We start from the raw sequence: 26,749 nt of genomic DNA, 5'->3' as shown, positions 1-26,749 counted from the left end.
CTTTTACTTTACAGCGAATGAGGGTGGGAATAGCCGGCGGCGCCAAGCATCTGTTCCCAGCGAAGTAACTGTTCGGTCAGCAGCAGCTCGCGATTGACACCCACCACGCTGAGCAGCTGATGGCGGCAGGTCAGCCACTGCTGCACGATCTGCTGCAGCGAAGCGCTGCTCAGCACGCTGGCCAGCTGATGCACCAGTGGTTGCTGATCCTGATTCAATACATAGTGATGCGCGCCCTGCTGCCACTTCATCGCGTCCACCAGCAGCGCGCACAACCAGTGCAGGCGCTCGGCGACATCTTCATGGTTCAGCACCGGCAACAGCGACAGCATATCGCGCTGCGGCAGCGCGGCGCTCAACGCGGTGCACAGGGCGCTGCGCTGTTGCCACTGCTGCGGCTGCAACAGCTGTTCGGCGGCCAGCGGCGCGCCGTCGTGCAGGCGCAGCGCCGTGAGGCGGTCTGTCTGAGAACCGGCCGCCTGCCGGCCCAGCCACTGCAGGCTGAGCTGCTCATCCGGGCTGGCCAAATGCCAATAAAGACAGCGGCTGCGTAGCGTCGCCATCAGCCGCGACGGCTCACGGCAACCCAGCAGAAAATAGGTTTTCTCCGGCGGCTCTTCCAGCGTTTTAAGCAGTGCGTTGGCCGCCGCCTCGGTCAACTGTTCCGCCTGCGGCAGCCAAATCACCTTGGCGCCGCCCTGCTGCGCGTGGGCGTACAGCGTTTCAATCACCTGGCGGATCGGTTCGATACCCAGGTTGCTCTTGCCCTTTTCCGGCGCCAGCACGTGATAATCCGGGTGATTCCCCGCCAGCATCAGCCGGCAGCTGTGGCACTCGCCGCAGCTTTTTTCGCCGTTGCGCTGTTGGCAGATCAACCAACGGCTCAGGCCGTAGGCCAGCGCATCGTCACCATTGCCCGCCGCCGCATGCAGCAGCAGCGCATGGTGGCCGCGACCGTCGGCGTACTGCCCAATCAGCTGGCGATAAGGGCCATTCAGCCACGGGTACCAGTTCATTATGCGCCTTCCTGCTGCCGCAGCCAGTGGCCGACGCAGTCGCGGATCGCCGCGGTCACCTGTTCCAGCGGCTGGGCGGCGTCAACGGTAACGATCGTTTCATCCTGCGCCGCCAGCTCAAGATAGCGAGCGCGGGTGCGTTCGAAGAACGGCAGCGCCTCCTGTTCGATGCGATCCAGCTGGCCGCGCGCCTGTGCGCGTTGCAAGCCGACCAGCGGAGGCAGATCGAGATAAACCGTCAAATCCGGGCGGAAATCCCCCAGTACGGTGTCGCGCAGCGAGCTCATCAGCTGTGGGTCCACACCGCGGCCGCCGCCCTGGTAAGCCTGTGAAGAGAGATCGTGGCGGTCGCCCACCACCCAGGCACCACGCGCGAGGGCGGGTTTGATCACGGTTTCCACCAGCTGCACGCGCGCAGCGTACAGCATCAAGACTTCGGCCTTGATGGTCGGCAATTCGCCGTCGATGCCGCGTTTGAACAGTTCGCGCAGCTTCTCCGCCAGCGGTGTGCCGCCCGGTTCGCGGGTGAAAACGATGTCGTTGATGCCATGTTCGCGCAGCACATTGACTACCGTGTCACGCGCTGTGGTTTTGCCCGCGCCTTCCAGCCCTTCGATTACAACGAATTTACTTTTCATTCTTTTCCTTTAACGCCTGACGGTACACACGCACCGCCTGGTTATGGCTCGCCAGATTGGTGGTGAAGGTATGCCCACCCTTGCCGTCGGCGACAAAATAGAGATATGGCGTTTTGGCCGGATTGGCGGCCGCTTGCAGCGAGGCCTCGCCCGGCATGGCGATCGGCGTTGGCGGCAGGCCGGCGATCACATAGGTGTTGTAAGGCGTCGGCGTCTCCAGATCCTTGCGCGTGATGTTGCCATTATAGCTTTCGCCCATGCCGTAGATCACCGTCGGATCGGTCTGCAGGCGCATGCCGATGCGCAAACGGTTGACGAACACCGACGCCACCTTGCTACGCTCTTCCGGCACCGCGGTCTCTTTCTCGACGATCGAGGCCATAGTCAGCAGCTCTTCCGGCGTTTTATACGGCAGGCTGGTGTCGCGGCCGGCCCAGGCGGCCTGCAGCGCTTTATTCATGCGCACGTGCGCGCGTTTGAGCAGCGCGATATCGCTCATGCCGGCGGTATACTGATAGGTATCCGGGTACAAATGCCCTTCCGGGGTTTCTCCCGCAGGAATGCCGAGCGCTGTAGCGATCTCCACTTCGCTCTTGCCCGCCAGGGTGTGTTTCAGGTATTTGGACTGCAGCAATACCTGCTGCCAGTCACGCAGGCGTGAGCCTTCGATAAAGCGTGCGGTGAACTGCGCCTCTTTGCCGCTGGCCAACAGTTTCAGCATCTGGCGCACCGTCATGCCCGGCGTGAACCGGTAGGTACCGGCTTTAAACTCCGCCAGCTCCGGCTCCAGTTTCAGCAGCCACTGGAACCAGCGGCCGCTGCGCACCAGTTTATCGCGCACCAGTAACCCTTCCAGCGCCACCCGGCCGGTGCCGGCAGGCAGTTTGAAGATGGTTTCTTGCTGGATAGCCAGCGGCGTATCGGCAAAGCGTTCGATCTTCTGGTAGCCCCAAAACAGCAGCGCCAATACCAGAACAACAATAACAGACAGGACCTTCAGCTTTCTTTTCTTCATCAATCAGCCATGGTTAACAGTGTGGACGCAAAAAATCATACAGCTGGCGCGAATGATAACGCCATGATTGAGCAACGTTTACCGGCAGCAGCGGCATCAGCGCGTTGCTCACCAGGACTTCGTCGGCATCGGCCAGCGTCTCCAGCGGTTCGCTGACGCAGTGCAGACGGTATTCCGAGCCCGCCAGCAGCGCGATCACCCGCCGCCGCATCAGGCCCGCGACGCCCGCCTGGCTCAGGTCCGGGGTAAACACCGCTTTTCCCTTACGCCAGAACAAATTAGCCGCACAGCATTCCACCAGCATACCGGCAGTGTCAAGCACCAGTGCCTCGTCGGCGGCCGTCTGGTCAAGATGCGCGCGGATCAGCACCTGCTCCAGGCGGTTCAAATGCTTCAACCCCGCCAGCAGCGGATTGCGCGCCAGCGCCACCGGGCTGAGCGCAAGCGTGATGCCCTGCTCGCGCCACTGCAAATAGTGCGCAGGGTAGCTGCTGCGGGCGACGATGCGCGTTGGATTTTCGCACCCCGTCGGGCTGTAGCCCCGCCCGCCGCTGCCGCGCGTCAGTATCGCTTTGACCACGCCGAGCGGAATTGATTCGGCCGCCTGAGCCATCTCGCGCTCGAAAGCGGCCCAATCGGTAGTGGGCAGCATCAGCCTCTGTGCCGCTTGCTGCAGCCGCTCCAGATGCCAGGGCAGCAGCTCGATTTTACCGTCGATAACCCGGGCGGTAGTAAAGCAGCCATCGCCGAACTGCAGGCCACGATCGCTCGGCGCCAGCGCATCGTGGCGTTGTCCGTTAATCCAGTACATGCTTCCTCCTGTTGCCGGGTGATTTCATTACGCTCGCAGAATAGCAGGCGACGAGGCAATACGCAGCCCTGCTGACGGCCGGACGCCAGGCGTAAAAAAGCCCGGTTAAAAAACCGGGCTTTTCATCAGCGAACAACCGCGCGAGTTACACTCGGCGGAAGATCAGCGAGCCATTGGTGCCGCCGAAGCCGAAGGAGTTGCACAGGGTGAACTCCATATTGCTGACCTGGCGCGCTTCGTGAGGCACGAAGTCCAGATCGCAACCTTCATCCGGGTTATCCAGGTTGATGGTTGGCGGTACCGCCTGATCGCGCAGCGCCAGCACGGTAAAGATGGACTCGATCGCGCCCGCCGCACCCAACAGGTGGCCGGTCATCGATTTGGTCGAGCTCACCAGCACGCGCTGGGCATCAGCGCCGAAGACGGATTTCACCGCCTGCGCTTCCGCCTGGTCGCCCGCCGGCGTAGAGGTGCCGTGCGCGTTGATGTAACCGATTTGTGACGGGGTCACACCGGCATCAAGCAAGGCATTCTCCATCGCCAGCGCAGCGCCTGCGCCGTTTTCCGGTGGTGACGTCATGTGATAAGCATCGCTGCTCATCCCAAAGCCAACCACTTCGGCATAGATTTTTGCGCCGCGTTTTTTCGCGTGTTCGTACTCTTCCAGCACCATCATGCCGGCGCCGTCGCCCAGCACGAAGCCGTCGCGGTCTTTATCCCACGGACGGCTCGCCGCCTGCGGGTTGTCATTACGGGTGGACAGGGCGCGCGCTGCGCCAAAGCCGCCGACGCCCAATGGGGTGCTGGCTTTCTCTGCCCCACCGGCCAGCATCACGTCAGCATCATTGTAAGCAATGATACGCGCTGCATGGCCGATGTTGTGCACACCTGAAGTACAGGCGGTGGCGATGGAAATGCTTGGGCCACGCATGCCGTACATGATTGTCAGGTGGCCTGCAATCATATTCACGATGGTGGAGGGCACGAAGAACGGACTGATTTTCCGTGGGCCACCGTTAACCAGTGAACTGTGGTTTTCTTCGATCAAACCCAGGCCGCCGATGCCGGAACCGATCGCGGCTCCAATACGGCTGGCGTTAGCCTCGGTGATATCCAGACCTGCATCCTGCATGGCTTGCATGCCGGCAGCGATACCGTACTGGATAAAGGCATCCATCTTGCGCGCATCTTTGCGGGAGATGAAATCCTCAGAATTAAAATTCTTTACCAGGCCAGCAAACTTGGTCGCATAGGCAGTGGTATCGAAATGGTCGATCAGGCTGATGCCACTCTGACCGGCAAGAAGAGCGTTCCACGTGGACTCTACCGTATTGCCGACAGGAGACAACATGCCCAGTCCGGTCACAACTACTCGACGCTTAGACACGTTTGTCCTCCAGGGAGGGAAAAATATGACACTAGGGATAGAAAAAACTTAGGCGGTCGAACGACCGCCTAGATATGTTCTCTTACTGCTGGCTGGCGTTGATGAAATCAATAGCTGCCTGAACAGTAGTGATCTTCTCAGCTTCTTCGTCTGGAATCTCGGTGTCGAATTCTTCTTCCAGTGCCATTACCAGCTCAACGGTGTCAAGAGAATCAGCGCCCAGATCTTCAACGAAAGAAGCGTTGTTCAAAACTTCTTCCTGTTTAACACCCAGTTGCTCAACAATGATTTTCTTAACGCGTTCTTCGATAGTGCTCATACTCTTAAATTTCCTATCAAAACTCGCTTTCGCGATGGTTTTCGTAGTGTATAAAATGCTGAAAAAGATGCAACTAAATCCCGGCTGGTCAAACCACGATTTTACGCTATTTTGCGGTTTTTGCCTCAAATAACGCAAATGGTTTTCACATTTTTTAAATCATGTACATGCCGCCATTGACATGTAACGTTTCACCGGTGATGTAGCCGGCCTCATCAGAGGCCAAAAATGCAACAGCGCTGGCGATTTCTTTAGCATCGCCCAGCCGGTTGGCTGGAACTGATGACAAAATGCCTGCGCGTTGATCATCTGTCAACGCCCGTGTCATGTCCGTCTCAATAAAGCCAGGTGCCACGACGTTGACCGTAATGCCACGTGAAGCAACTTCACGTGCCAAAGATTTGCTAAAACCAATCAGGCCGGCTTTAGCCGCCGCGTAGTTCGCCTGCCCTGCGTTCCCCATGGTGCCGACGACGGAACCGATGGTGATGATACGGCCAAACCGCTTTTTCATCATAGCGCGCATTACCGCTTTTGACAGGCGGAATACGGAAGTCAGATTGGTGTCGAGGATATCCTCCCACTCGTCATCCTTCATACGCATCAGCAGGTTATCACGCGTAATGCCGGCATTATTCACTAAAATGTCGATTTCGCCAAATTCGGCGCGAATCGATGCCAGCACGCTGTCGATAGATTGCGCATCAACAACGTTCAACATAAACCCTTTGCCGTTTGCGCCCAGGTAGCTGCTGATCGCTTCAGCGCCGCTCTCGCTGGTCGCGGTACCGATCACTTTGGCGCCGCGTGCCACAAACGTTTCTGCAATAGCTCGGCCAATACCGCGGCTTGCGCCGGTGACCAGAACGATTTTACCTTCGAAGCTCATCATTTTCCTCTTTATTGTTCAAGCGCCGCCGACAGGCTGGCGGTGTCGTTCACCGCCGCAGCCGTCAGGGTGTCAACAATACGTTTAGTCAGACCGGTCAGCACTTTGCCCGGCCCTACTTCCAGCAGCGACGTCACTCCCTGTGCTGCGATAAACTCTACGCTTTCGGTCCAACGCACCGGGCTGTACAGCTGACGCACCAGCGCGCTGCGGATCGCTTCCGGATCGTTTTCGGTGCGCACGTCGACGTTGTTCACCACCGGCACCTGCGGCGCGTTGAAGGTGATGTCCTGCAGCGCCACGGCCAGCTTGTCGGCGGCCGGCTTCATCAGCGCGCAGTGCGAAGGCACGCTCACCGGCAGCGGCAGCGCACGTTTGGCGCCGGCAGCTTTACAGGCGGCGCCTGCGCGTTCAACCGCTTCTTTGTTGCCGGCGATGACCACCTGGCCCGGCGAGTTGAAGTTGACCGGAGAAACCACCTGCCCCTGCGCAGACTCTTCGCACGCCTTGGCGATCGCGTCGTTGTCCAGACCGATGATGGCGTACATCGCGCCGGTACCTTCCGGCACTGCTTCCTGCATCAGCTTGCCGCGCAGCTCGACCAGACGGATCGCCGCCTTGAAGTCCAGCACGCCGGCGCAGACCAGCGCCGAGTATTCGCCCAGGCTGTGACCCGCCATCAGCGCAGGCGCTTTACCGCCCTGCTGCTGCCAAACGCGGAAAATCGCCACCGAGGCAGCCAGCAGAGCCGGTTGGGTCTGCCAGGTTTTGTTCAGTTCTTCCACCGGGCCTTGCTGCACCAGCTGCCACAGGTCGTAACCCAGGGCGGAAGAAGCCTCGCCAAAGGTTTCTTCGACGATCGGGAACTGTGCGGCCAACTCGGCCAGCATGCCAACGGTCTGCGACCCCTGGCCCGGGAAAACAAAAGCAAATTGCGTCATTTTTTCTTCCTGTCCAAATCAGAAACGAACCAGCGCCGAGCCCCAGGTAAAGCCGCCGCCAAAGGCTTCCAGCAGCACCAGTTGGCCACGCTGAATTCGCCCGTCACGCACCGCTTCGTCCAGTGCGGAAGGCACCGAGGCGGCAGACGTGTTGCCGTGACGATCGAGCGTCACCACCACTTTGTCCATCCCCATGCCCAGTTTTTTCGCCGTTGCGCTGATGATGCGCAGGTTGGCCTGGTGCGGCACCAGCCAATCCAGCTCGCTGCGGTCCATGTTGTTGGCCTGCAGCGTCTCGTCGACGATGCGCGCCAGCTCGGTAACCGCAACCTTGAAGACTTCGTTGCCCGCCATGGTGACATAGGCCGGCTTGTCTTGATTCTGACGATCCTTGTACGGCAGCGTCAGCAGGTTGCCGTAGCTGCCGTCGGCATGCAGATGGGTAGACAGAATGCCCGGCGCTTCAGACGCCCCCAGCACCACCGCACCCGCACCATCGCCAAACAGAATGATGGTGCCGCGATCTTCAGGATCCAGCGTGCGCGACAAGACGTCCGCGCCGATAACCAGCGCATGTTTGACCGCGCCGTTTTTCACGTACTGATCGGCCACGCTGAGCGCATAAGTAAAGCCGGCGCAGGCCGCAGCCAGATCGAACGCCGCGCAGTCTTTGATGCCCAGCATTTGCTGCACCAGGCACGCCGCGCTCGGGAATGCGTGAGTCGTGGTGGTGGTCGCCACGACGATAAGCCCAATGTCTTCTTTAGCCACACCTGCCATTTCCAGCGCTTTCTCAGCGGCCTGGAAGCTCATCGTCGCGACGGTTTCATCCGCAGCGGCGATGCGACGTTCGCGGATACCGGTACGCGTGACGATCCATTCGTCAGAGGTATCCACCATTTTTTCCAAATCAGCATTGGTGCGCACTTGTACGGGCAAATAACTCCCCGTACCGAGAATCTTTGTATACATGTACGATCAGTCACTCTTAGGTAATACAGCCTCAAGGCGCGCAGCAATCCTTTCCGGGACTTGCCGCTGCACCGCCTGCACAGCCTGTTCGATTGCGACTGCAAACGCGTGAGGGTTCGCAGCGCCGTGGCTCTTGACTACGGTGCTGCGCAATCCTAACAGACATGCGCCATTATACTGGTCGGGGTTCAGGTGGCCGAACCGCTTAACCACCCGTTTTTGCAACCAACGGCCCAACAATTTCAGCCACCACGCTTGCTTGTTTCCGTCGCCGGACGATTTCAGCAGCGATAAGAATACCCTGACCACCCCTTCCATGGTTTTCAGGGTGACGTTGCCCACGAAGCCATCGCAGACCAACACGTCGGTCTTGCCGGTGAGCAGTTCGTTTCCTTCCAGGTAACCAATATAGTTGATTGCCGGAGTATTTTTTAGCACAGCGGCCGCTTCGCGGATATTATCCAGGCCTTTGGTCTCTTCTTCGCCAATATTCAGCAGCGCCACCCGCGGTTGCGCAATGCCGATCACCTCTTCCGCCATCACCGCGCCCATCACGGCAAACTGCACCAGCATGGTACTGTCGCACTCGACGTTGGCGCCCAGATCCAGCACCACGGTTTTACTGCGTTGCTGATTCGGGATCGCCGTCATCAGCGCCGGGCGCTCGATGCCGTCCAGCGGCTTGACCAACAGCTTCGCCAATCCCATCAGCGCACCGGTATTGCCGGCGCTGACGCAGCCCTGCGCATTGCCGCTGCTGAGCTGTTCGAGCGCAATGCGCATCGACGTGCCGCGGCTGGCGCGTATCGCTTGTGAAGGTTTGGCGTCGCCGGCGATCACAGACTCGGCGGGCACGACTTGCAGACGCTCCAGAAGAACCGGATCGGCATGGGCAAGCAAAGGGGAGATGACGTCGGGATTGCCGACCAGCAGGAGATGAAGCTGTAAATTAGAGGCCAGTGCCTGCAACGAAGCAGGCACTGTGACGCAGGGACCGAAGTCCCCGCCCATTGCATCTAACGCCAGGGTTAGACGAGTCAAGGTATCGCTACTTAGCCGATAACCTTGCGACCGCGGTAGAAACCGTCGGCAGTGATGTGGTGACGACGGTGAGTTTCACCGGATACTTTGTCTACAGACAGAGTAGTCGTGGTCAGAGCATCGTGAGAACGACGCATGCCACGCTTGGAACGGGTTGGTTTATTCTGTTGTACGGCCATGGACCTTACTCCTCAATTACTTACGCTTTAAACTGGCTAATACGGCAAACGGATTCGGTTTCTCCGCCTCGGGAGGCAGTTGGCCAAATACCATGTCCGCTTCGGACACTTCACAGTGTTCAGATTCATGTACCGGAACGACAGGCAGTGAAAGAATAATTTCGTCTTCAATCATTGCCAACAGATCGACTTCGCCAAACTCGTCAACTTCGATCGGTTCGTACGCTTCCGGTAATGCCTCAGCCTGCTCATCATTGACGACCGGGCTAAAACAATATGTTGTGTGAACCTGATGTTCAAACGGGACTCCACAGCGTTGGCACATCAACGTTACCGTGACGTCCGCATGCCCTGTTATCACCGCGAGGCGTTGATTGTCGATATTAAACGACAACGACACCTCGACATCACTGTCCACACTGACCACGGAGTCGGCAACACGAGTAACCTGCTCAGGCGCATAGACACCAGCATAGTCCAGGCGTTTCTGAGCGGTACGTACCGCATCAATGGTCAAGGGTAATTTTACCTTTTGCATAGGGCGCGCATATTAACTTTGTAACGACATAGAGTCAAAGAAAAAGGCCGTAAAACGGCTCCTTTCACCAATATTCGCTTCCACAGCGGCCGACAGTTTAAAATGCCGTACCCATTTACGCTACGGTTTGCGAAAAAAATTATGCAGAGATTGCTTTTAGCCTCCACCTCCCCCTATCGAAAAATGCTGCTGGAGAAGCTGCAACTGCCGTTCGACTGCGCCGCGCCGCAGGTGGATGAAACCCCACTGCCGGGTGAAAGCGCCGAAGCGCTGGTGCTGCGCCTGGCGACAGCGAAGGCTCAGGCGCTGGCCCTCGCCTACCCCGAGCATCTGATCATCGGTTCCGATCAGGTCTGCGTGATCGATGGCAGCATCACCGGCAAGCCCCATACCGAGGTGAACGCCCGGGCGCAGCTGCGCCAGGCCAGCGGCCAGGCCGTGACCTTCTATACCGGCCTGGCGCTGTACAACAGCCGCAGCAAGCAGCTGCAGGCCCTGTGCGAGCCTTTCCACGTGCATTTTCGCGCGCTGAGCGAGGCGGAGATCGCCGCCTATGTGCGTCTAGAGCAACCGCTGAACTGCGCGGGCAGTTTCAAGAGCGAGGGATTGGGGATCGCGCTGTTCGACAGGCTGGAAGGCCGGGACCCGAACACCCTGATCGGCCTGCCGTTGATCGCGCTGTTGGAGATGTTGCGGGCTGAAGGCATCAACCCGCTGGTCTGACGCGGATTATTTGGCGGCCTGCCGGCGCAGCACTTGCAGGCAGTGACGCAGTTCTTCATCCATCGGCGCTTCGATGCGCATCGTTTCGCCGGTGGACGGATGCTCGAAGCGCAGCGCCGCGGCGTGCAGGAACAGTCGCTTCAGGCCGGTACCCGCCAGTTGGCGATCGAACTCGCGGTCGCCATAGCGATCGTCAAAGGCGATCGGGTGCCCGGCATGCAGAGTGTGCACGCGGATCTGGTGAGTTCGCCCGGTGATCGGGCTGGCCTTCACCAAGGTGGCAAATTCGTAACGCTCTTCCACCTTGAAGCGGGTTTCCGAGGGCTTGCCTTCGCTGTTGACACGCACGATACGTTCGCCGCTTTGCAGAATATTTTTCAACAGCGGCGCCTGTACGGCCTTGCAGTGGGACTGCCACTGGCCGCGCACCAGCGCCAGATAATCTTTCTGCATGCCTTTCAGGCGCAGTTGCTCATGCAGCGAACGCAGCGCGGAACGTTTTTTGGCGACCAACAACACGCCGGAGGTGTCGCGATCCAGGCGATGCACCAGCTCCAGGAAGCGTGCTTCCGGGCGCAGCGCGCGCAGCCCTTCAATCACGCCGAAGCTCAGGCCGCTGCCGCCGTGCACCGCGGTGCCGGAAGGTTTGTTAAGGATCAACAGATGATCGTCTTCATACAGGATGCAGTCTGCCAATGCGGCCACTTTATCCAGCTTCGCCGACACCGGCGCCTCTTCGCGCTCGGCTACGCGCACCGGTGGTACGCGCACCACGTCGCCGGCCGCCAATTTGTATTCGACCTTGATGCGCCCTTTATTAACCCGCACCTCGCCTTTACGCACGATGCGATAAATCATGCTCTTCGGCACGCCTTTCAGGCGAGCGAGCAGAAAGTTGTCGATTCTCTGACCGGCTTCGTCGTCGGAAATCGTGATGAATTGTACTGCTGGATTGTTCGTTTTCATGGTGCGGGATTCTAAATAGAGCGCGTGAATAGCGCCACATCTTTTTCTGTGCTTAACTGTCTCTCTGACGGCGGGCGAAACCCCAGCGGACAATAAGGCAGCAAGCCGATTTGAACGTTTGCGATTTCTTCCGCAGTTAAGGAAAAGTCACCTTGCTATAACGGCATCAGCAGTGGAATAATGCAGTCACTTTCCGCGTTGATTCTCGTTAAACAGGGAAAACGGTGGAATTATAAAATTTGTCTGATTGCGCAAAAACGCAGCAATGGCGTAAGACGTAATGCGAAATCAAACAATTAGCGGGCTGCGGGTTGCAGCTTGGCCGGCAAATGGAATCAGATCTGTCGACGTAAATCAGAGGCTATTCCCCTAGTAAAAGTGCTGCCTTTCACAAAGAAAAGCAGGCTTACCGAGATAATGCGCCCCTATGCAGGCGACAACCGTGAGGTTGACGGCTTTGCGAGAAGACACGGGGCTTTCGGTTTAACTCCGGCCATGAGGTTATTTTGCCCGCAGCTTTGTCGATAATGTAAAAATAACGAGTAAGTTAAGATGAAAAGAATGTTGATTAACGCAACTCAGCAGGAAGAGTTGCGTGTTGCCCTCGTAGATGGACAGCGGCTGTATGATTTGGATATCGAAAGTCCGGGTCATGAGCAGAAAAAAGCGAATATTTACAAAGGCAAAATCACCCGCATTGAACCAAGTCTTGAAGCAGCGTTCGTGGACTACGGCGCAGAACGACATGGTTTTCTCCCTCTTAAAGAAATCGCCCGCGAATACTTCCCTAGCAATTACTCTTCCCATGGCCGCCCGAACATCAAAGATGTGCTGCGCGAAGGCCAGGAAGTCATCGTTCAGGTAGACAAAGAAGAACGTGGCAACAAAGGCGCCGCCTTGACCACCTTCATCAGCCTGGCGGGCAGCTATCTGGTGCTGATGCCGAACAACCCGCGCGCCGGCGGTATTTCTCGCCGCATCGAGGGTGACGATCGTACCGAGCTGAAAGAAGCGCTCTCTTCGCTGCAACTGCCAGACGGCATGGGCCTGATCGTTCGCACCGCGGGCGTAGGCAAATCCGCCGACGCGCTGCAGTGGGATCTCTCCTTCCGTCTGAAGCACTGGGAAGCGATTAAAAAAGCCGCCGAAGGCCGCCCTGCACCGTTCCTGATCCACCAGGAAAGCAACGTTATCGTGCGTGCCTTCCGCGATTATCTGCGCCCGGACATCGGCGAAATCCTGATCGACAACCCGAAAATTCTCGATCTGGCCAAAGAGCACATCGCTGCGCTGGGCCGCCCGGATTTCAGCAGCAAAATCAAACTGTACAGCGGTGAAATTCCTCTGTTCAGCCACTATCAGATCGAATCGCAGATCGAATCCGCCTTCCAGCGCGAAGTGCGCCTGCCGTCCGGCGGCTCGATCGTCATCGACAGCACCGAAGCGCTGACCGCCATCGACATCAACTCCGCACGCGCAACCCGCGGCGGCGACATCGAAGAGACGGCGTTCAACACCAACCTGGAAGCGGCGGACGAGATCGCTCGCCAGCTGCGCCTGCGCGACCTCGGCGGCCTGATCGTCATCGACTTCATCGACATGACGCCGGTACGCCACCAGCGCGAAGTGGAAAACCGCTTGCGCGACGCCGTGCGTCAAGACCGCGCGCGCATCCAAATCGGCCGCATCTCCCGCTTCGGCCTGCTGGAAATGTCACGCCAGCGCCTCAGCCCGTCGCTGGGTGAGTCCAGCCACCACGTGTGCCCACGCTGTAACGGCACCGGTACCATCCGAGACAACGAATCGCTGGCGCTGTCCATCCTGCGCCTGATCGAAGAAGAAGCGCTGAAGGAAAACACCAAAGAAGTTCACGCTATCGTGCCGGTTCAGGTCGCTTCGTACCTGCTGAACGAAAAGCGCGAATCCGTCAGCGCGATCGAAAAACGTCAGGGTGGCGTGAAAGCCGTCATCGTGCCGAACGATGAAATGCAAACCCCGCACTACTCGGTGCTGCGCGTGCGCAAGGGCGAGGAAACCTCTACCCTCAGCTACCTGCTGCCGAAACTGCACGAAGAAGACATGGAGCGTCCGCTGGAAGATGCGCCGATGGAACGCAAGCGTCCGGAGCAACCGGCCCTGGCTTCCTTCTCCCTGTCCGCCGATGTGCCGCCGCCGGCTGAAGAACCCGTCGCCGTTGCCAAACCTGTCGCTGCAGCCGCCAAGGCTAAAGCCGCAGCGCCGGCCGCCGCTAAACCGGGCTTCCTGGGCCGCCTGTTCGGTGGTCTGAAGAACTTGTTCGCCGGTGAAGAACAACCTGCCGTCGAAGAAGCCAAACCGGCCGAAACGCCGAAGGCGGAAGGCAACGGTGAGAACCGTCGTCAGGATCGTCGCGGTCAGCGCCGTCAAGGCACCGGCCGTAAAGAGCGCGGTGAGCGTAGCGACCGTGGCGATCGCCCGGAACGCAGCGAGCGTAAAGAGCGCGGTGAAGGCCGTGACAATCGCGAGCGCGATAACCGTGAACCGCGTGAGAACCGTGAAGGCCGTGAATCGCGTGAATCCCGCGATGAACAGCGCCGTAACCGCCGCAACCAGCAGCAGAACGCGCCGGTAGCGGAGGAAACCGCTTCGGAAGAAGGTGCTAAAGCGCCGCGCGAAGATCAGCAGCAACGCCGTGAGCAGCGTGCTGAACGCCAGCGTCGTCGTCAGGAAGAGAAACGTCAGGCTCAGCAGGAAGTGAAAGCGCTGGAAAGCGTTGACGCAGTCGAGAGTACCGACGAAGAGCAGGAAGAGCGCCAGCAGCAGAACATGCAGCGCCGTCAGCGCCGCCCTCTGTCGCAGAAAGTGCGTATCCTGTCTGCGGAAGAAGAGCTGCAGCGTGCAGCGGAAGAGCTGTTGGCGCCGAAAGCGCCGGTAGCGAAAGCCGAAGACGCGCAGCCGACCGCCGACGACAGCGTCAAGCTGTTGCCGGAAACCGTTGCCGCACAGCCGGAAGACGATGCCCAGGGCGAAAGCCGCGGCAACGGCGAAGGCATGCCGCGTCGTTCCCGTCGTTCACCGCGTCACCTGCGCGTCAGCGGCCAGCGTCGCCGTCGTTACCGCGATGAGCGTTACCCGCTGCAATCCCCAATGCCGTTGGCGGGCGCGTTCGCTTCGCCGGAAATGGCATCAGGCAAAGTATGGGTAAGCTACCCGGTCGCTCAGGTTGAAGAAGCCGAAGTGCAAACCGAAGCCGTAGAGCAGGCGCCGGTTGTCGCCGCAGCGGTTGAACAGCACAGCGTTACCGTGGAAGACACTCAGACCACGGCCAGCGTCAACGAACCGGCACCCGAAGCCGCCGTTGAGACTGCTAGCGTTACCGTAACGGAAGAAGCTGCAGTCGTAGCACCGGTTGTAGCCACTCCGGCCGAGGAAATCCCGGCGCCGGTGGAAACCGCCCCGGCAACTGTTGCAGTTGAACAGCCGAAAGTGGAAGAGACTGCCCCTGCAGTGGAAGCCGAGCCGGTAGCTGAAACCGTAGCTGTAGAGCCAGTGGTTGAACCTGCGCCAACGGAAGACGAGCCTGTGGTCGAAGTTGCACCGGTGGTAGAAGCCACGCCAGCGGAAGAAACGCCAGTGGTAGAAGCCGCACCTGCGGCAGCCTCCGTGGAAGTTGCTCCGGTCGAAAAAGCCCCAGCGCCAATCGCCGCAGAACCTGCACCTGCAGTTGCGCAGCAGCCGGCGCCGGTGAAAGCCGTGCAGAACGCGCTGTACAAACACATCGCCACTGCGCCGATGACTAAAGCGCCTGCGCCAGCCTACGTGCCGGAAGAACGCAAGCACAGCAACTGGCAGCGCCCTTCCTTCAACTTTGAAGGCAAAGGTTCAGCCGGTGGTCACTCGGCAGTGAGCCAGGCCACCGCGCCTGCCACAAAGCCGCAGCCGGTTAACGAATAAGTTAATCTGCAACCCTAAAAAAACCCGCCATCGGCGGGTTTTTTCTTGCCTGTAAAAAGCTCAGGCGATCTTTTTCAGTTTCTTGATGTCCAGAACATCCAACTTGCCGTCAAGTCGACTGACGAACTGCTGAAAATGCGCCGTCTCATTATGCTTATCCAGCGCTTCGCTGCTGGCCCAACGCTCAAAGAACACGAAGGTGCCCGGCTTTTCCAGATCGCGATGCAAATCATATTGCAGGTTGCCCAGCTCCTGGCGGCTCGGCTCGAGAATGTCGTGCACCGCTTCACTGACTGCGGCCTCAAATCCCGCTTTCGCTTGCAGGGTGGCGATAACGCGTACTTCCATTGTTTTCTCCCTTTCCACTTGATGAAAGTCGACGGTATTGGCGTCGGCATCGTTGAAATCCTTGTCACTATGCGCCTGCTGCGCCGTTGATTTCAACTTGTCGCCAACAAACAGATGCATCTGCGGCACTTTCCGCTTATCCTTACACCCCGGCGTGAATAAACCCATTATTCGCTTTTCATTAGACGTATTTGACCGCCGGAGCCTAGCTAGATGACCGCACAACCTCAAGTTCTGAAAATCCGCCGCCCAGACGACTGGCATATCCACCTGCGTGACGATGAGATGCTGAAAACGGTGGTGCCCTATACCAGCCAGGTATTTGGCCGGGCGATCGTGATGCCGAACCTGGTTCCGCCCGTGACGACCGTGGCCGCCGCACGCGCCTACCGCGATCGGATTCTGGCGGCGGTGCCGCAGGGTCACAACTTCACTCCGCTGATGACCTGTTACCTGACCAACTCTCTGGCGGCCAGTGAACTGGTCAGCGGTTTCGAGCAAGGGGTGTTTACCGCCGCCAAGCTGTATCCGGCCAACGCCACCACCAACTCCAGCCACGGCGTCAGCGACGTGACCGGCATTTACCCACTGTTCGAGCAAATGCAAAAAATCGGCATGCCTTTGCTTATCCACGGCGAAGTGACCGATCCTGCCGTGGATATCTTCGACCGCGAGGCGCGCTTTATCGAACAGGTGATGGAGCCTATCCGCCGTCACTTCCCGGAACTGAAAATCGTCTTCGAGCACATCACCACCAAAGAAGCGGCACAGTACGTGCAGGCAGGCAACCGTTTCCTCGGCGCCACCATCACGCCACAACACCTGATGTTTAACCGCAACCACATGCTGGTCGGCGGCATTCGCCCACACCTGTTCTGCCTACCGATCCTCAAGCGCAACGTCCATCAGGAAGCGCTGCGTCAGGCGGTTGCCAGCGGCTCGGACCGTTTCTTCCTCGGCACCGACTCCGCGCCGCACCTCAAGCATCGCAAAGAGTCCAGCTGCGGCTGCGCCGGCTGCTTCAATGCGCCGAATGCGATCCCGGCTTACGCAGCGGTCTTCGAACAGCTCGGCGCACTGGAGCACTTCGAGGCTTTCTGCTCGCTCAACGGCCCACGCTTCTATGGCCTGCCGCTCAACGAAGACTTCATCGAACTGCAGCGCGTGCCAACCACCCAACCGGAAGAGATTACCCTCGGCAATGAATCCGTGATCCCCTTCCTGGCGGGTGAAACCCTGAACTGGTCGCTGAAAGACTGATATTTTTGCATCGCCCTCTTGCCCTCGCACTCGGTTAACTGTATAAATAAACAGTAAATCGCTTCGGGGGCAATTATGCGTGTTGAAGTCACTCTAGATAAAACCCGGCCGCTGCCGTCGGGCGCCATTGAGGCGCTGACCGGTGAACTGGGCAAACGGGTCAATCGCCAGTTTCCAGACGCCGTCGTTCATGTACGTTATGCCGGCGCCAACGGGCTCTCCGTGCTGGGGGGCGCCAAAACCGATCGGGATCTGATCGAGGAAATCCTTCAGGAAACCTGGGAAAGCGCGGACGAATGGTTTAGCGCAGAATAACACTGCAATGCTGTTTTTGCCGGGGGTCGCTCTCCGGCTTTTTTGTTTCTGGCGCCCTGCCCATTCATCGCTTACCCTTACTCTGAAACAAAATCTGCCTCAGCGCTGTATTTAACGCAAAGGAGTAAGCATGGCCCCGGACAAGGTGAAATCCGAAGACGCAATGACGTTTGGCGAACTGCTGGCGCTGATTGCCGATCAGAAAAGGCGCTTGAACGTACTGGAAGTAGCTTTCTCTTATCTGGCCTTCAGCCTGGATGACAAAGCCAACCAACGGCTGATCCACAGCCTGAAGCTGGAATCGCACAGCCAGAATCGTGATGCCGAAACGCAAAAGCATTTCGCCCATTTGGCCGAAGAGCTGGAAAAATGTCTGCATGGTGCATCGCCACCTGCCGACGCGGAATAACGCGCTGCGCTTGACTCGTCCACTGCTGCACCTGCAAATTTGTAGAATAATTGTTCAAATAAATATTTATTTTGCAAATTTCGGTGACAACCCCCTCCACCGATGAAAGCGGATGCGTATACTGTAATTGCTCTCATGATGATGAGCCGCATTGATCCTCGTTAGTCACTCACGGTAGTTACTACTCAATAAGGGGTCTTTATGGACAGAAATGATGAAGTAATTCAGACGCACCCGCTTGTCGGTTGGGATATCAGTACTGTCGACGTTTACGACGCCATGATGATACGCCTTCATTACCTGTCTTCACTAGACCAAACGCCCGAAGAAGCCCAAGTAGACCGAACGCTTTGGCTGACTACAGATGTCGCCCGTCAATTAATCAATATCTTAGAAGCCGGCATCGCCAAGATTGAAGCTACGGATTACCAGGATCTTGATCGCAGAAAACATTGATTTATCGTCTCCTACCCCCTAAGGCGCCGCGACCTTTCCCGGCGCCTTTTTCTTTGCCTTTCATCGTTCAATCAGTGCATTGCGCCCGCCAACCTTTTATCATGGGGCGATAAGAAATCGCTATCAGAGAGGGTGGGTACGTGGAATATGATTTGATTGTGGTGGGCAGCGGTTCCGTCGGCGCAGCGGCAGGCTATTACGCCACGCGGGCCGGCTTGAAAGTGCTGATGATCGACAGCGCCATTCCCCCGCACCGCAACGGCAGCCATCACGGCGATACCCGCATTATCCGTCACGCTTACGGCGAAGGCGAAAAGTACGTGCCGCTGGTGCTACGTGCCCAGGCGCTGTGGAATGCGCTGATTCAACAATCCGGCGAGGAACTGTTCCAGTCGTGCGGCGTGCTCAACCTGGGGCCACAGCACTCCGACTTCATTCGCAATGCTCAGCAGAGCGCGCAAACATTCCGCCTGAACGCGCAAACCCTTAGCGCCGAACAGATCGCTCAACGCTGGCCGGAATTCCGGGCCCCGCAAGGTTATGTCGGCGTGTTCGAGCCCGACGCCGGCTTCCTGCATGCTGAGCTGGCGATAGCCACTCTGATCAAGCTGGCAAAAGAAGCCGGCTGCAGCCAGTTGTTCAACTGCCCGGTCAGCGCGGTGGAGCCTATCGAGGGCGGCGTTGAGGTCATCACCGGCGAAGGGCGTTTCACGGCGCGAAAAGCGGTGATCACCGCCGGTACCTGGGTCAAAGCGCTGTTGCCGCAGTTACCCGTCGCGCCACTACGCAAAGTCTTCTCCTGGCATCAGGCAGATGGCCGCTACAGCGTGAACAATCGTTTCCCGGCCTTTACCGTCGAAGCGCAAGACGGCACGCACTATTACGGTTTCCCGGCGGATAACGACGGCCTGAAAGTAGGCAAGCACGACGGCGGCCAGCCGATGGATGCCCCCGAGCAGCGCAAACCCTTCGGCAGCTACGCCAGCGACGGCACGGAAGTTTTCTCCTTCCTGCGGCAATTTTTACCGGGTGTAGGCGTATGTTTACACGGCGAAGCCTGCAGTTATGATATGAGCCCCGACGAAGACTTTATTATCGATACGCTGCCGGATTGCGATCGCCTGATGGTCATCAGCGGATTGAGCGGCCACGGCTTCAAGTTCGCCAGCGCGTTGGGTGAGATTGCCGCGCTGTTCGCGCAGGACAAAGCGCCGCCGGTCGACGTCTCCAGCTTTGGTCTGAAACGATTTAGCTAAGCGAAGGATTTCTCTGTCCAGGTTGCCGTCGTGCCCTGGACAGCAAAATTTAGCGGTTACAATTTATTAACCTGCTAACTCTTTTAAATACCAAGTAAAAATCCTGATAACGGAAATTTCTTATATTCAGCATTTGAATTTCCGAATTGAACACTTGCAGTGTAAGTCCTATTTTACAGAAGATATGCTCCATCGGCTTTCAACAAGGACGTCACCATGAAACTACTTGTCGTGGACGAATGCTGCTTCACCCGGGTCGGTATAGCCAGCTACTTTGCTGATAGTGGGATTACGACGATCAAGTGCTGCCACAGCATTGAATACGCTACGCCGCTGTTGGCCAGCTTTCAGCCGAGCCACATTCTGGTGAACCTCAGCAACCAGTGCCGTTATAACGAAGCAGACGCGCAGCTGCTGGCGTTTATGGAAGCCAGCCAGTCTGCCTTGCTGTTTATCTATCTCGATACGCCTTACCCTTACAGCGAAACGCCAATGCGCATCGCCGATAACGCCTTTCTGTTCAATAAAAGCATTCTGCCACTCACTTTACGCACGCTGCGCGAAAATCCGCTGGCGCTGGCCGATGACGGCGAAGAGCGTTCCTTGTTCAGTCCGCAGGAACTGACGGTGATGAAATATTGGATGGCGGAGATGCCCAACTACCGCATCGCGAAAAAGCTGCAAATCAGCTCGCATACGGTGTACGTGCACAAGCGTCACATCACGGAGAAGATCAACGCGCGCAACCGGCTGGAGTTCTACTCGCTGTATAACGTGCTGCGCTATTTCTACCCGCCGAGCACGCCAACAAATTCGACGCCGCTGGCGCTGCTGGCCGTGTAACCTCAAGCCTGCGATAACGCAGGCTTTTTTATCGCCTCTCTTCCCGCACTCACGCGCGGCGCGCTGTAAAAGACGCCGAGAAAAGGACTATAATCAAAGGTCCCTTTCTTCAGGCAGCTGAAATGTTAAACCGAATACTGGCGGCTATCGTCAACAACGTGCGTGAGCACCTGGTGCTGTACCTGTGTCTGTGGCTAGTGCTGCTGGCGTTGGATGTCTATTTCTTCTTCGTCATGTAATCCATGCCGCCGTTATTTCCCCGATTGAGCTTCAACCGCTTCGGCGATCCTGCCCAGGTGCTGGAATTGCAGCAGATGAGCAGACCGCTGCTGCGCCCCGGACAGCGGTTATTGCAGATGCGCTATGCCCCGATCAACCCTTCCGATCTGATCCCGATCCACGGCCAATACGCGCACCGCATCGCCCTTCCTCAGGTGCCGGGATATGAAGGCGTGGGCGTCGTCGTCAACCCGCAGAATGGGCATTCAACGGGCCGCCGCGCGCTGGCGGTAGCGGGTAACGGCAGTTGGCAAACGTTCGTCACGCTGCCTGAAGATCGGGTGATCTGGGTGCCGGACGACATCGACGACGCCTGCGCAGCGCAAATCTATATCAACCCGCTCACCTGCTGGGTGCTGTTGACGCAATGGCTGCCGCTCAACGCCGGCGACTTACTGCTGCTCAACGGCGGCGGTTCCGCCGTTAGCCTGCTGTTGGCGCAGATGACGGCGCTGCGCGGCATTCGTCTGGCGGTCGTGGTGCGCAACACCGCTCATCGCCAGGCGTTACTGGCCGCCGGCGCCTGGCGCGTTATCGAAGCGTCGCAGCTGGTGGAAATGACGAATTTTGGCGCCCGTGCGGCCATCGACTGCATCGGCGGCGAAGACGGATTGCAGTTGGCGCGGGCGGTCCGCACCGGCGGCGATTTTGTGGCGCTGGGCCTGCTTAGCGGCCGCCAGGTAGACTGGCGGCGCGTGGTGGACGAGTTAAAGCTGCGGGCTTCGCTGTTCCACTTGCGCAAATGGAACGCACAGGCGGCACCGGCGCAATGGCAGACGGCGTTTTATCAGTTATTCCAGCTGTTGCGACGCGGCCAGCTGGCGCTGCGCCCACCCGCCGCGATTTATCCTTTGCGTCAGTACGCAGCGGCGCTGCACCACGCCGCCCAGCCCGGCGTGAATGGCAAAATATTCCTCACTTCGGCGCCGCTGGAGGCTGGCGCGGCGGGCGACCGTCCCCCAGGATAACCGCCAGCCGATAGCCGCCTTCGGTAGTCTCCAGCGCGATGCGCGCCACGATCGTCAGCGGCACCGACAGCAGCATGCCTACCGGGCCGAGCAGCCAGCCCCAGAAGATCAGCGACAGGAACACCACCAGCGTCGACAGCCCCAGCCCGCGCCCCATCACGCGCGGCTCGAGGATATTGCCGATCACCATGTTGACAGCGATAAAGCCACCCGCCACCACCAGCGCATCACCCAATCCGTTGAACAACAGCGCCTGAATCAGCGGCGGAATGGCGGCCAATACCGAGCCAATGTTGGGAATGTAGTTAAGCAGAAACGCCAACAGCCCCCAGATAAAGGCAAAACGCACGCCGACCGCCGCCAGGAAGATCCAGACGATCACCCCGGTGGCCAGGCTGATGATGGTTTTAATCACCAGATAACGTGTCACGCCGTCCAGCGCCCGCCGCACCGCGGCGAGCCCCTCGTTCGGCTTATCCAGCGCCTGCTGCAGCTTATACGGCAGCAGCTGCACTTCGAACAGCATAAACACCACGGTCATCAGCAGCAGGAAGACGTTGGTCATGGCGCCAGACAGGTGCCCCAGCATGCGGGTGACCAGATTCATCGCCGCGCTGGGATCGACATACTGCAGCATCGCTTCGCTGGAGAGACTGATATTGAAGCGATCGGCGTAATGCTGCAGCTCGCGCAGCTTCTCGATCATCATGCCGCGGTACTGGGGCAGCGAGCGGGCGAACTCGTTCAGCGAAGCACCCAGCATGCCGATAAACAGCATCACGACCACGATCACCGCCGTCACCAGCAGCGTCACCCCGACGATACGCGGCACTCGTCGGCGTTCCAGCATCGCCACCAGCGGGTTCAGCACCATGGCGAGGAACACCGCCAGCAAAAACGGCACCACGATGTCGGCGGCGGCTTTCACCCCGGCCAAAATGATCACCAACATCGCCAGCAGGACGGCCAGACGCAGGCTACTGTCGGTCACACGGGTTCGGCCCATGACGTTTCCTTGTTATTTCACTGGGTTAACCGGCCACCAAGAGCCGACTCTTGGCGCTAATGGTAGCAAAGTCCACCGTCACGCCGCAGAGGATTTCGCCTAACCGTTCGAAAAAATTAATCTTTCCGCCCTGCTCTTTGCCGCAAGAAATAGGCATAACGTTTGCCAACAAATAATTCCACCGAGCAACTCATGGACGATTTACGTAAAATGACAAAAGCTGACATTAATAGATAATAAGCCTAATTTTCAACAACTAGCACAACCGCCCCATGAGGGAAATAATATCATCTTCAACGATTTATCTGATGAAGCCCGAACATCTCAAACAAATTCACTGACTAATATTTCTAAGAAGTAACATAGTTAAATTTATTATTGATTTTATGTTTCCTAAAGTTTAATTATTGCAGCCAGCCAATCGGTAATCGAAGGAAACAGGATGCTCTGGAAAAATACCGCCGATCGTTTCGGCCATGTGTCAGTGTTAATCCACTGGCTGGTGGCGCTGACGGTGTACGGCATGTTCGCACTCGGTCTGTGGATGGTTACGCTGGGCTATTACGACGTCTGGTACCATCAGGCGCCGGAGATCCACAAAAGCATTGGCACGCTGCTGTTCATCGTGATGGTGATCCGCGTGATCTGGCGCTTTGTCTCGCCGCCACCCAAGCCGCTGGCCAGCTATGGTCGCCTCACTCGCGTCAGCGCTATTCTCGCGCATCTGGCGCTGTATGCCGTGCTGTTCGGCATTCTGATCAGCGGCTATCTGATCTCGACCGCCGACGGCCAACCGATCAGCGTATTCGGCTGGTTCGACGTGCCCGCCACCGTCACCGGCATGGCGGAACAGGCCGACACCGCCGGCGCCATACACCTTTACCTGGCCTGGGCCGTGGTAGTGCTTTCGGTACTGCACGGGCTGGCCGCGCTTAAACATCACTTTATCGATCGTGATGTCACTTTGAAACGGATGCTGGGTAGCAGCGCCGATTAACCTTTGGATTTATGGAGATTGCTATGTTGAAAAAGACCGTATTGGGCCTGACCGCAGGCGCCCTACTGCTGAGCACCGGTTCCGCACTGGCGGCGGACTACAAGATCGACAAACAGGGCCAGCACGCCTTTATCGAGTTCCGCATCCAGCACCTGGGCTACAGCTGGCTGTATGGCAGCTTTAAAGACTTCGATGGCGGCTTCACCTTCGACGAAAAAGATCCGTCCAAGGACAAGGTCAACGTGACCATCAATACCGCCAGCGTCGACACCAACCACGCCGAGCGCGACAAGCACCTGCGCAGCGCCGAGTTCCTCAACGTGGAGAAGAACAAGCAAGCCAAGTTTGAATCCACCGAAGTGAAGAAAAGCGGCGACGGTTATGCGGTGGTCGGCAACCTGACGCTGAACGGCGTGACCAAGCCCGTTACGCTGGACGCCAAACTGATTGGCCAGGGCAACGATCCGTGGGGCGGCTACCGCGCCGGCTTTGAGGCCAACGGTAAGATCAAGCTGAAAGATTTCGGCATCACCACCGATCTGGGCCCGGCGTCGCAAGACGTTGAGCTGATCATCTCCGTAGAAGGCGTACGCGAGAAATAAATAAAAAAAAGCCCGGTTTGGCGGCCGGGCTTCTCATGTCCTCAGGCTCAGCGGGCTGGGCCTTCTTCTTCCGGTGCCGGAATGTGCATCGTAGTCTGCAACAAGCCTTTTGACTTATTGAAGATCTTGACGCCGTTTTCACGGCCGGCACGGCGCGCGCGTTGCTCTTCGCGCGGCAGCTTCAGCTCTTCGCGGCAAATCTCGCTACAGCACCCTTCAAATTTGGCGGCGCAGCTCGGGCACTGAATGAACAGCAGATGGCAACCGTCGTTCTTGCAGTTGGTATGGGTGTCGCACGGCGCTCCACACTGGTGGCAGTTGGCGATCACATCGTCGGAGATGCGCTCACCCATACGCTCATCGAACACGAAGTTTTTGCCGATAAACTTCAGCGGCAACCCCTGTTCTTTCGCTTTGCGGGTGTACTCGATAATCCCGCCTTCCACGTGGTAGATGTTTTTAAAGCCTTTGTGCAGCATATAGGCGCTGGCTTTTTCACAGCGAATGCCGCCGGTGCAATACATGACAATATTCTTGTCTTTACTGTCCTGCAGCATCTCCACCGCCATCGGCAGCTGATCGCGGAAAGTATCCGACGGCACCTCAATGGCGTTTTCGAAATGGCCGACTTCGTACTCATAGTGGTTGCGCATATCGACGAATACCGTATTCGGATCGTCTATCATCTGATTGACGCGATCGGCCTGCAGATACTCGCCGACGTTGCTTGGGTCGAAGCTCTCGTCATCGATGCCGTCGGCCACGATGCGCTCACGCACCTTGAGGCGTAGTACCCAGAAGGATTTGCCATCGTCTTCGAGCGCAATATTCAGGCGTACCTGATCCAGCGCCGGGTGCGAGGCGAACAGCGCGGCTTTGAACGCGTCGAAGTGATGCTGCGGCACGCTGATCTGCGCGTTGATGCCCTCTTTCGCCACGTAGATGCGGCCGAACACCTTCAGTTTTTCGAACTGAACGTACAGGCTGTCGCGAAACGCTTTGGGATCGTCGATGGAGAAGTATTTGTAAAAAGAAACTGTGGTGCGCGGCTCGGTTTCCGCCAGCATGCGCGCCTTCAGTTCCTCATTAGAAATTCGGTTATGTAACACTGGCATGGTGTACTTTCCTGTCTTTCGGGAGGTGACTGATTATCGCGCGCCGCCTGCCGGCCCGCGCGCGGCGCATATCATACCCGAAAAACCGCCGCCGCGCAGCCCTGGCGCCAGCGCCCCGTTCAGTGTCCGTCGCCTTCGGTAAACGCAGAAGCCACTATGCCGAGCGCCATCATCACGCCGGCGAGCGCCAATATCGCGTTCACCTGCAGATGCGCGCCAACGCTGCCGACCGTCGCGCCCAAAACCAGCAGCCCCGCACTGATCCATGGTGCCAAAATATTTACCCTCTGAATAATTACCAGTAATAATATCGCCATTATCTTTGGCAGGAAAGATTGTGGAAAAATTCGGCATTCGATGCATATTTAACGCCCAAAGAGGGATTTTAATGCGTTGTGTTTTCCCGGATCGCCAGAAAAATGCCACAATAGTCGCAAACAAACGGCAGAAACGAACCTTGCCGCCGAGCTCACCCGGCTGCCAGACCATGCGATGACTCTGTCATTACACTTAAACAACCGTATTCAAACAGAGAACCCATGACTCAAGTTCCTACTTTCAATCGTTCCTTATTGCATCCGCGCTATTGGCTGACCTGGGTCGGCATCGGCTTGCTGTACCTGCTGGTGTTGCTGCCTTACCCCGTCATCTACTGGCTCGGCACCTCGATTGGGCGATTTTCCATGCGCTTTCTCAAGCGACGCGTCGCTATCGCCCAACGCAACCTCGAGCTCTGTTTTCCCGACATGCCGCAGGCCGAACGCGATGCGCTGGTGGTAAAGAATTTCGAATCGGTCGGCATGGGGCTGTTTGAAACCGGCATGGCGTGGTTCTGGCCCAACTGGCGCATCGAGCGCTGGTTCAAGGTCAGTGGCCTGGAGCACATCCAACAAGCGCGCGACAACCAGCAGGGCGTGTTGCTGATTGGCCTGCACTTTTTGACGCTGGAGCTGGGCGCGCGCATCTTCGGCATTCACAACCCGGGCATCGGCGTTTACCGCCCGCACGACAACAAGCTGATGGACTGGCTGCAAACCTGGGGCCGCATGCGTTCCAACAAATCGATGCTGGACCGCAAAGACATCAAAGGCATGATCCGCGCCCTGAAACAGGGTGATATCATCTGGTATGCGCCGGATCACGACTACGGCCCGCGCAGCAGCGTTTTCGTGCCGCTGTTCGCGGTGGACAAAGCCGCCACCACCACCGGCAGCTACGTGCTGGTGCGGATGGGTAAACCGGCGATCGTTCCGTTCACCCCGCGCCGCCTGCCGGACGGCAAAGGGTATGAGCTGATTATGCAACCGGCGGTGGAAAACTTCCCGCTGGATAACGAACTCGAGGCCGCCGCCTTCATGAATAAGGTGGTGGAGAAAGAGATCCTGATGGCGCCGGACCAATACATGTGGCTGCATCGCCGCTTCAAGACCCGCCCGGAAGGCGAGCCTTCGCTCTACTGATCAAGCCAACCCGCCACCGGCGGGTTTTTTATTGCGCGCCTCTTGAGAATCGACGGCGAGGGTGGGA

Annotated in this window: 30 protein-coding genes; 13 read left to right on the top strand and 17 right to left on the bottom strand. The window is 58.0% G+C overall.

What is annotated here, in order from left to right; translation table 11 throughout:
- Positions 1-8 precede the first annotated feature (8 nt).
- From holB to yceD, 12 genes are all read right to left on the bottom strand, one after another.
- Positions 9-1,016 carry a DNA polymerase III subunit delta' gene (gene holB / locus GUC32_RS09355; RefSeq protein ID WP_025302416.1) on the bottom strand — a complete coding sequence of 336 codons (1,008 nt, stop codon included), beginning with the start codon at positions 1,014-1,016 and terminating at the stop codon, positions 9-11.
- Complete coding sequence (gene tmk / locus GUC32_RS09350) at positions 1,016-1,654, bottom strand: dTMP kinase (RefSeq protein WP_025302415.1); 639 nt, start codon at positions 1,652-1,654, stop codon at positions 1,016-1,018. Before tmk ends, holB begins: the two co-directional genes overlap by 1 nt.
- Positions 1,644-2,669 (bottom strand): endolytic transglycosylase MltG, encoded by a 1,026-nt coding sequence (gene mltG / locus GUC32_RS09345; RefSeq protein ID WP_043141697.1) that lies wholly within the window; start codon positions 2,667-2,669, stop codon positions 1,644-1,646. The genes tmk and mltG overlap by 11 nt, the downstream gene beginning before the upstream one ends.
- A gap of 13 nt (positions 2,670-2,682) precedes the next feature.
- A complete protein-coding gene (gene pabC / locus GUC32_RS09340; protein WP_025302413.1) occupies positions 2,683-3,480 on the bottom strand; it encodes an aminodeoxychorismate lyase in 798 nt (265 codons plus the stop codon).
- 145 nt (positions 3,481-3,625) lie between these two features.
- Positions 3,626-4,867 carry a beta-ketoacyl-ACP synthase II gene (gene fabF, locus GUC32_RS09335; RefSeq protein WP_060432867.1) on the bottom strand — a complete coding sequence of 414 codons (1,242 nt, stop codon included), beginning with the start codon at positions 4,865-4,867 and terminating at the stop codon, positions 3,626-3,628.
- A gap of 82 nt (positions 4,868-4,949) precedes the next feature.
- A complete protein-coding gene (acpP, locus tag GUC32_RS09330; RefSeq protein ID WP_004719003.1) occupies positions 4,950-5,186 on the bottom strand; it encodes an acyl carrier protein in 237 nt (78 codons plus the stop codon).
- A 154-nt stretch (positions 5,187-5,340) separates the two neighbouring features.
- Positions 5,341-6,075, bottom strand: coding sequence for a 3-oxoacyl-ACP reductase FabG (gene fabG, locus GUC32_RS09325; protein ID WP_016928193.1), 735 nt, complete (start codon positions 6,073-6,075; stop codon positions 5,341-5,343).
- 11 nt (positions 6,076-6,086) lie between these two features.
- Positions 6,087-7,016, bottom strand: coding sequence for an ACP S-malonyltransferase (gene fabD / locus GUC32_RS09320; RefSeq protein WP_049208450.1), 930 nt, complete (start codon positions 7,014-7,016; stop codon positions 6,087-6,089).
- An 18-nt stretch (positions 7,017-7,034) separates the two neighbouring features.
- Positions 7,035-7,988 carry a beta-ketoacyl-ACP synthase III gene (locus GUC32_RS09315; RefSeq protein ID WP_025302411.1) on the bottom strand — a complete coding sequence of 318 codons (954 nt, stop codon included), beginning with the start codon at positions 7,986-7,988 and terminating at the stop codon, positions 7,035-7,037.
- 6 nt (positions 7,989-7,994) lie between these two features.
- Complete coding sequence (plsX, locus tag GUC32_RS09310; RefSeq protein ID WP_025302410.1) at positions 7,995-9,029, bottom strand: phosphate acyltransferase PlsX; 1,035 nt, start codon at positions 9,027-9,029, stop codon at positions 7,995-7,997.
- An 11-nt stretch (positions 9,030-9,040) separates the two neighbouring features.
- Positions 9,041-9,208: a 50S ribosomal protein L32 gene (gene rpmF / locus GUC32_RS09305; protein ID WP_004927778.1), complete on the bottom strand. Its 168-nt coding sequence runs from the start codon at positions 9,206-9,208 to the stop codon at positions 9,041-9,043.
- 16 nt (positions 9,209-9,224) lie between these two features.
- A complete protein-coding gene (gene yceD / locus GUC32_RS09300) occupies positions 9,225-9,746 on the bottom strand; it encodes a 23S rRNA accumulation protein YceD (protein WP_004927780.1) in 522 nt (173 codons plus the stop codon).
- Between the two features lie 141 nt (positions 9,747-9,887).
- Here yceD and GUC32_RS09295 point away from each other — a divergent pair, with 141 nt between their 5' ends.
- Complete coding sequence (locus GUC32_RS09295) at positions 9,888-10,469, top strand: nucleoside triphosphate pyrophosphatase (protein WP_141997760.1); 582 nt, start codon at positions 9,888-9,890, stop codon at positions 10,467-10,469.
- A 6-nt stretch (positions 10,470-10,475) separates the two neighbouring features.
- On the opposite strand, the gene rluC is transcribed toward GUC32_RS09295, so the two are convergent.
- Positions 10,476-11,435, bottom strand: a complete 960-nt coding sequence (rluC, locus tag GUC32_RS09290; protein ID WP_025302408.1) for a 23S rRNA pseudouridine(955/2504/2580) synthase RluC — start codon at positions 11,433-11,435, stop codon at positions 10,476-10,478.
- A 552-nt stretch (positions 11,436-11,987) separates the two neighbouring features.
- Here rluC and rne point away from each other — a divergent pair.
- A complete protein-coding gene (gene rne / locus GUC32_RS09285) occupies positions 11,988-15,368 on the top strand; it encodes a ribonuclease E (protein ID WP_369435691.1) in 3,381 nt (1,126 codons plus the stop codon).
- Positions 15,369-15,428: 60 nt separating this feature from the next.
- Here rne and GUC32_RS09280 read toward each other — a convergent pair whose 3' ends face one another.
- Complete coding sequence (locus GUC32_RS09280; RefSeq protein ID WP_025302406.1) at positions 15,429-15,716, bottom strand: putative quinol monooxygenase; 288 nt, start codon at positions 15,714-15,716, stop codon at positions 15,429-15,431.
- Between the two features lie 213 nt (positions 15,717-15,929).
- On the opposite strand from GUC32_RS09280, the gene pyrC reads away from it, so the two are divergent.
- The 8 genes from pyrC to GUC32_RS09240 all read left to right on the top strand — a co-directional run bounded on the left by pyrC (position 15,930) and on the right by GUC32_RS09240 (position 21,502).
- Positions 15,930-16,976 carry a dihydroorotase gene (pyrC, locus tag GUC32_RS09275; RefSeq protein ID WP_043141719.1) on the top strand — a complete coding sequence of 349 codons (1,047 nt, stop codon included), beginning with the start codon at positions 15,930-15,932 and terminating at the stop codon, positions 16,974-16,976.
- A gap of 75 nt (positions 16,977-17,051) precedes the next feature.
- Positions 17,052-17,291, top strand: a complete 240-nt coding sequence (gene dinI / locus GUC32_RS09270; protein ID WP_043141722.1) for a DNA damage-inducible protein I — start codon at positions 17,052-17,054, stop codon at positions 17,289-17,291.
- 130 nt (positions 17,292-17,421) lie between these two features.
- Entirely contained in the window at positions 17,422-17,700 is a 279-nt protein-coding gene (locus GUC32_RS09265; protein WP_004927809.1) for a hypothetical protein, read from the top strand.
- A 201-nt stretch (positions 17,701-17,901) separates the two neighbouring features.
- On the top strand, positions 17,902-18,156 hold the full coding sequence (gene bssS / locus GUC32_RS09260; protein WP_004927812.1) for a biofilm formation regulator BssS: 255 nt from the start codon (positions 17,902-17,904) through the stop codon (positions 18,154-18,156).
- Between the two features lie 140 nt (positions 18,157-18,296).
- Positions 18,297-19,412, top strand: coding sequence for an N-methyl-L-tryptophan oxidase (gene solA / locus GUC32_RS09255; protein WP_049295373.1), 1,116 nt, complete (start codon positions 18,297-18,299; stop codon positions 19,410-19,412).
- 216 nt (positions 19,413-19,628) lie between these two features.
- Positions 19,629-20,255, top strand: a complete 627-nt coding sequence (locus GUC32_RS09250) for a LuxR C-terminal-related transcriptional regulator (protein WP_025302402.1) — start codon at positions 19,629-19,631, stop codon at positions 20,253-20,255.
- Positions 20,256-20,377: 122 nt separating this feature from the next.
- A complete protein-coding gene (locus GUC32_RS09245) occupies positions 20,378-20,494 on the top strand; it encodes a DUF2770 family protein (RefSeq protein WP_004927822.1) in 117 nt (38 codons plus the stop codon).
- 3 nt (positions 20,495-20,497) lie between these two features.
- A complete protein-coding gene (locus tag GUC32_RS09240) occupies positions 20,498-21,502 on the top strand; it encodes a zinc-dependent alcohol dehydrogenase family protein (RefSeq protein WP_193402868.1) in 1,005 nt (334 codons plus the stop codon).
- Here GUC32_RS09240 and GUC32_RS09235 read toward each other — a convergent pair.
- The gene (locus GUC32_RS09235; RefSeq protein ID WP_151428778.1) at positions 21,450-22,508 is read right to left on the bottom strand and encodes an AI-2E family transporter; all 1,059 of its coding nucleotides are present in this window, start codon (positions 22,506-22,508) and stop codon (positions 21,450-21,452) included. The genes GUC32_RS09240 and GUC32_RS09235 overlap by 53 nt on opposite strands.
- 442 nt (positions 22,509-22,950) lie before the next feature.
- On the opposite strand from GUC32_RS09235, the gene GUC32_RS09230 reads away from it, so the two are divergent.
- Together GUC32_RS09230 and GUC32_RS09225 are read left to right on the top strand one after the other, a co-directional pair.
- Positions 22,951-23,505 carry a cytochrome b gene (locus GUC32_RS09230; RefSeq protein ID WP_004927830.1) on the top strand — a complete coding sequence of 185 codons (555 nt, stop codon included), beginning with the start codon at positions 22,951-22,953 and terminating at the stop codon, positions 23,503-23,505.
- A 23-nt stretch (positions 23,506-23,528) separates the two neighbouring features.
- Positions 23,529-24,107 (top strand): YceI family protein, encoded by a 579-nt coding sequence (locus GUC32_RS09225; protein ID WP_060443335.1) that lies wholly within the window; start codon positions 23,529-23,531, stop codon positions 24,105-24,107.
- A 47-nt stretch (positions 24,108-24,154) separates the two neighbouring features.
- On the opposite strand, the gene GUC32_RS09220 is transcribed toward GUC32_RS09225, so the two are convergent.
- Together GUC32_RS09220 and GUC32_RS09215 are read right to left on the bottom strand one after the other, a co-directional pair.
- Positions 24,155-25,222, bottom strand: coding sequence for a rhodanese-related sulfurtransferase (locus GUC32_RS09220; protein ID WP_025302399.1), 1,068 nt, complete (start codon positions 25,220-25,222; stop codon positions 24,155-24,157).
- A 119-nt stretch (positions 25,223-25,341) separates the two neighbouring features.
- Positions 25,342-25,497 carry a histidine kinase gene (locus GUC32_RS09215; RefSeq protein ID WP_225735595.1) on the bottom strand — a complete coding sequence of 52 codons (156 nt, stop codon included), beginning with the start codon at positions 25,495-25,497 and terminating at the stop codon, positions 25,342-25,344.
- A gap of 264 nt (positions 25,498-25,761) precedes the next feature.
- On the opposite strand from GUC32_RS09215, the gene GUC32_RS09210 reads away from it, so the two are divergent.
- Complete coding sequence (locus GUC32_RS09210; RefSeq protein ID WP_025302397.1) at positions 25,762-26,682, top strand: Kdo(2)-lipid IV(A) acyltransferase; 921 nt, start codon at positions 25,762-25,764, stop codon at positions 26,680-26,682.
- Positions 26,683-26,749 lie beyond the last annotated feature (67 nt).

The sequence above is a fragment of the Serratia sp. NGAS9 genome, assembly GCF_009905295.1.
In the GTDB taxonomy this organism is placed as follows: Bacteria; Pseudomonadota; Gammaproteobacteria; order Enterobacterales; family Enterobacteriaceae; genus Serratia; species Serratia bockelmannii.
The sequence above is the reverse complement of the archived record's forward strand: the minus strand, read 5'-3'. Positions and strand labels throughout refer to the sequence as shown.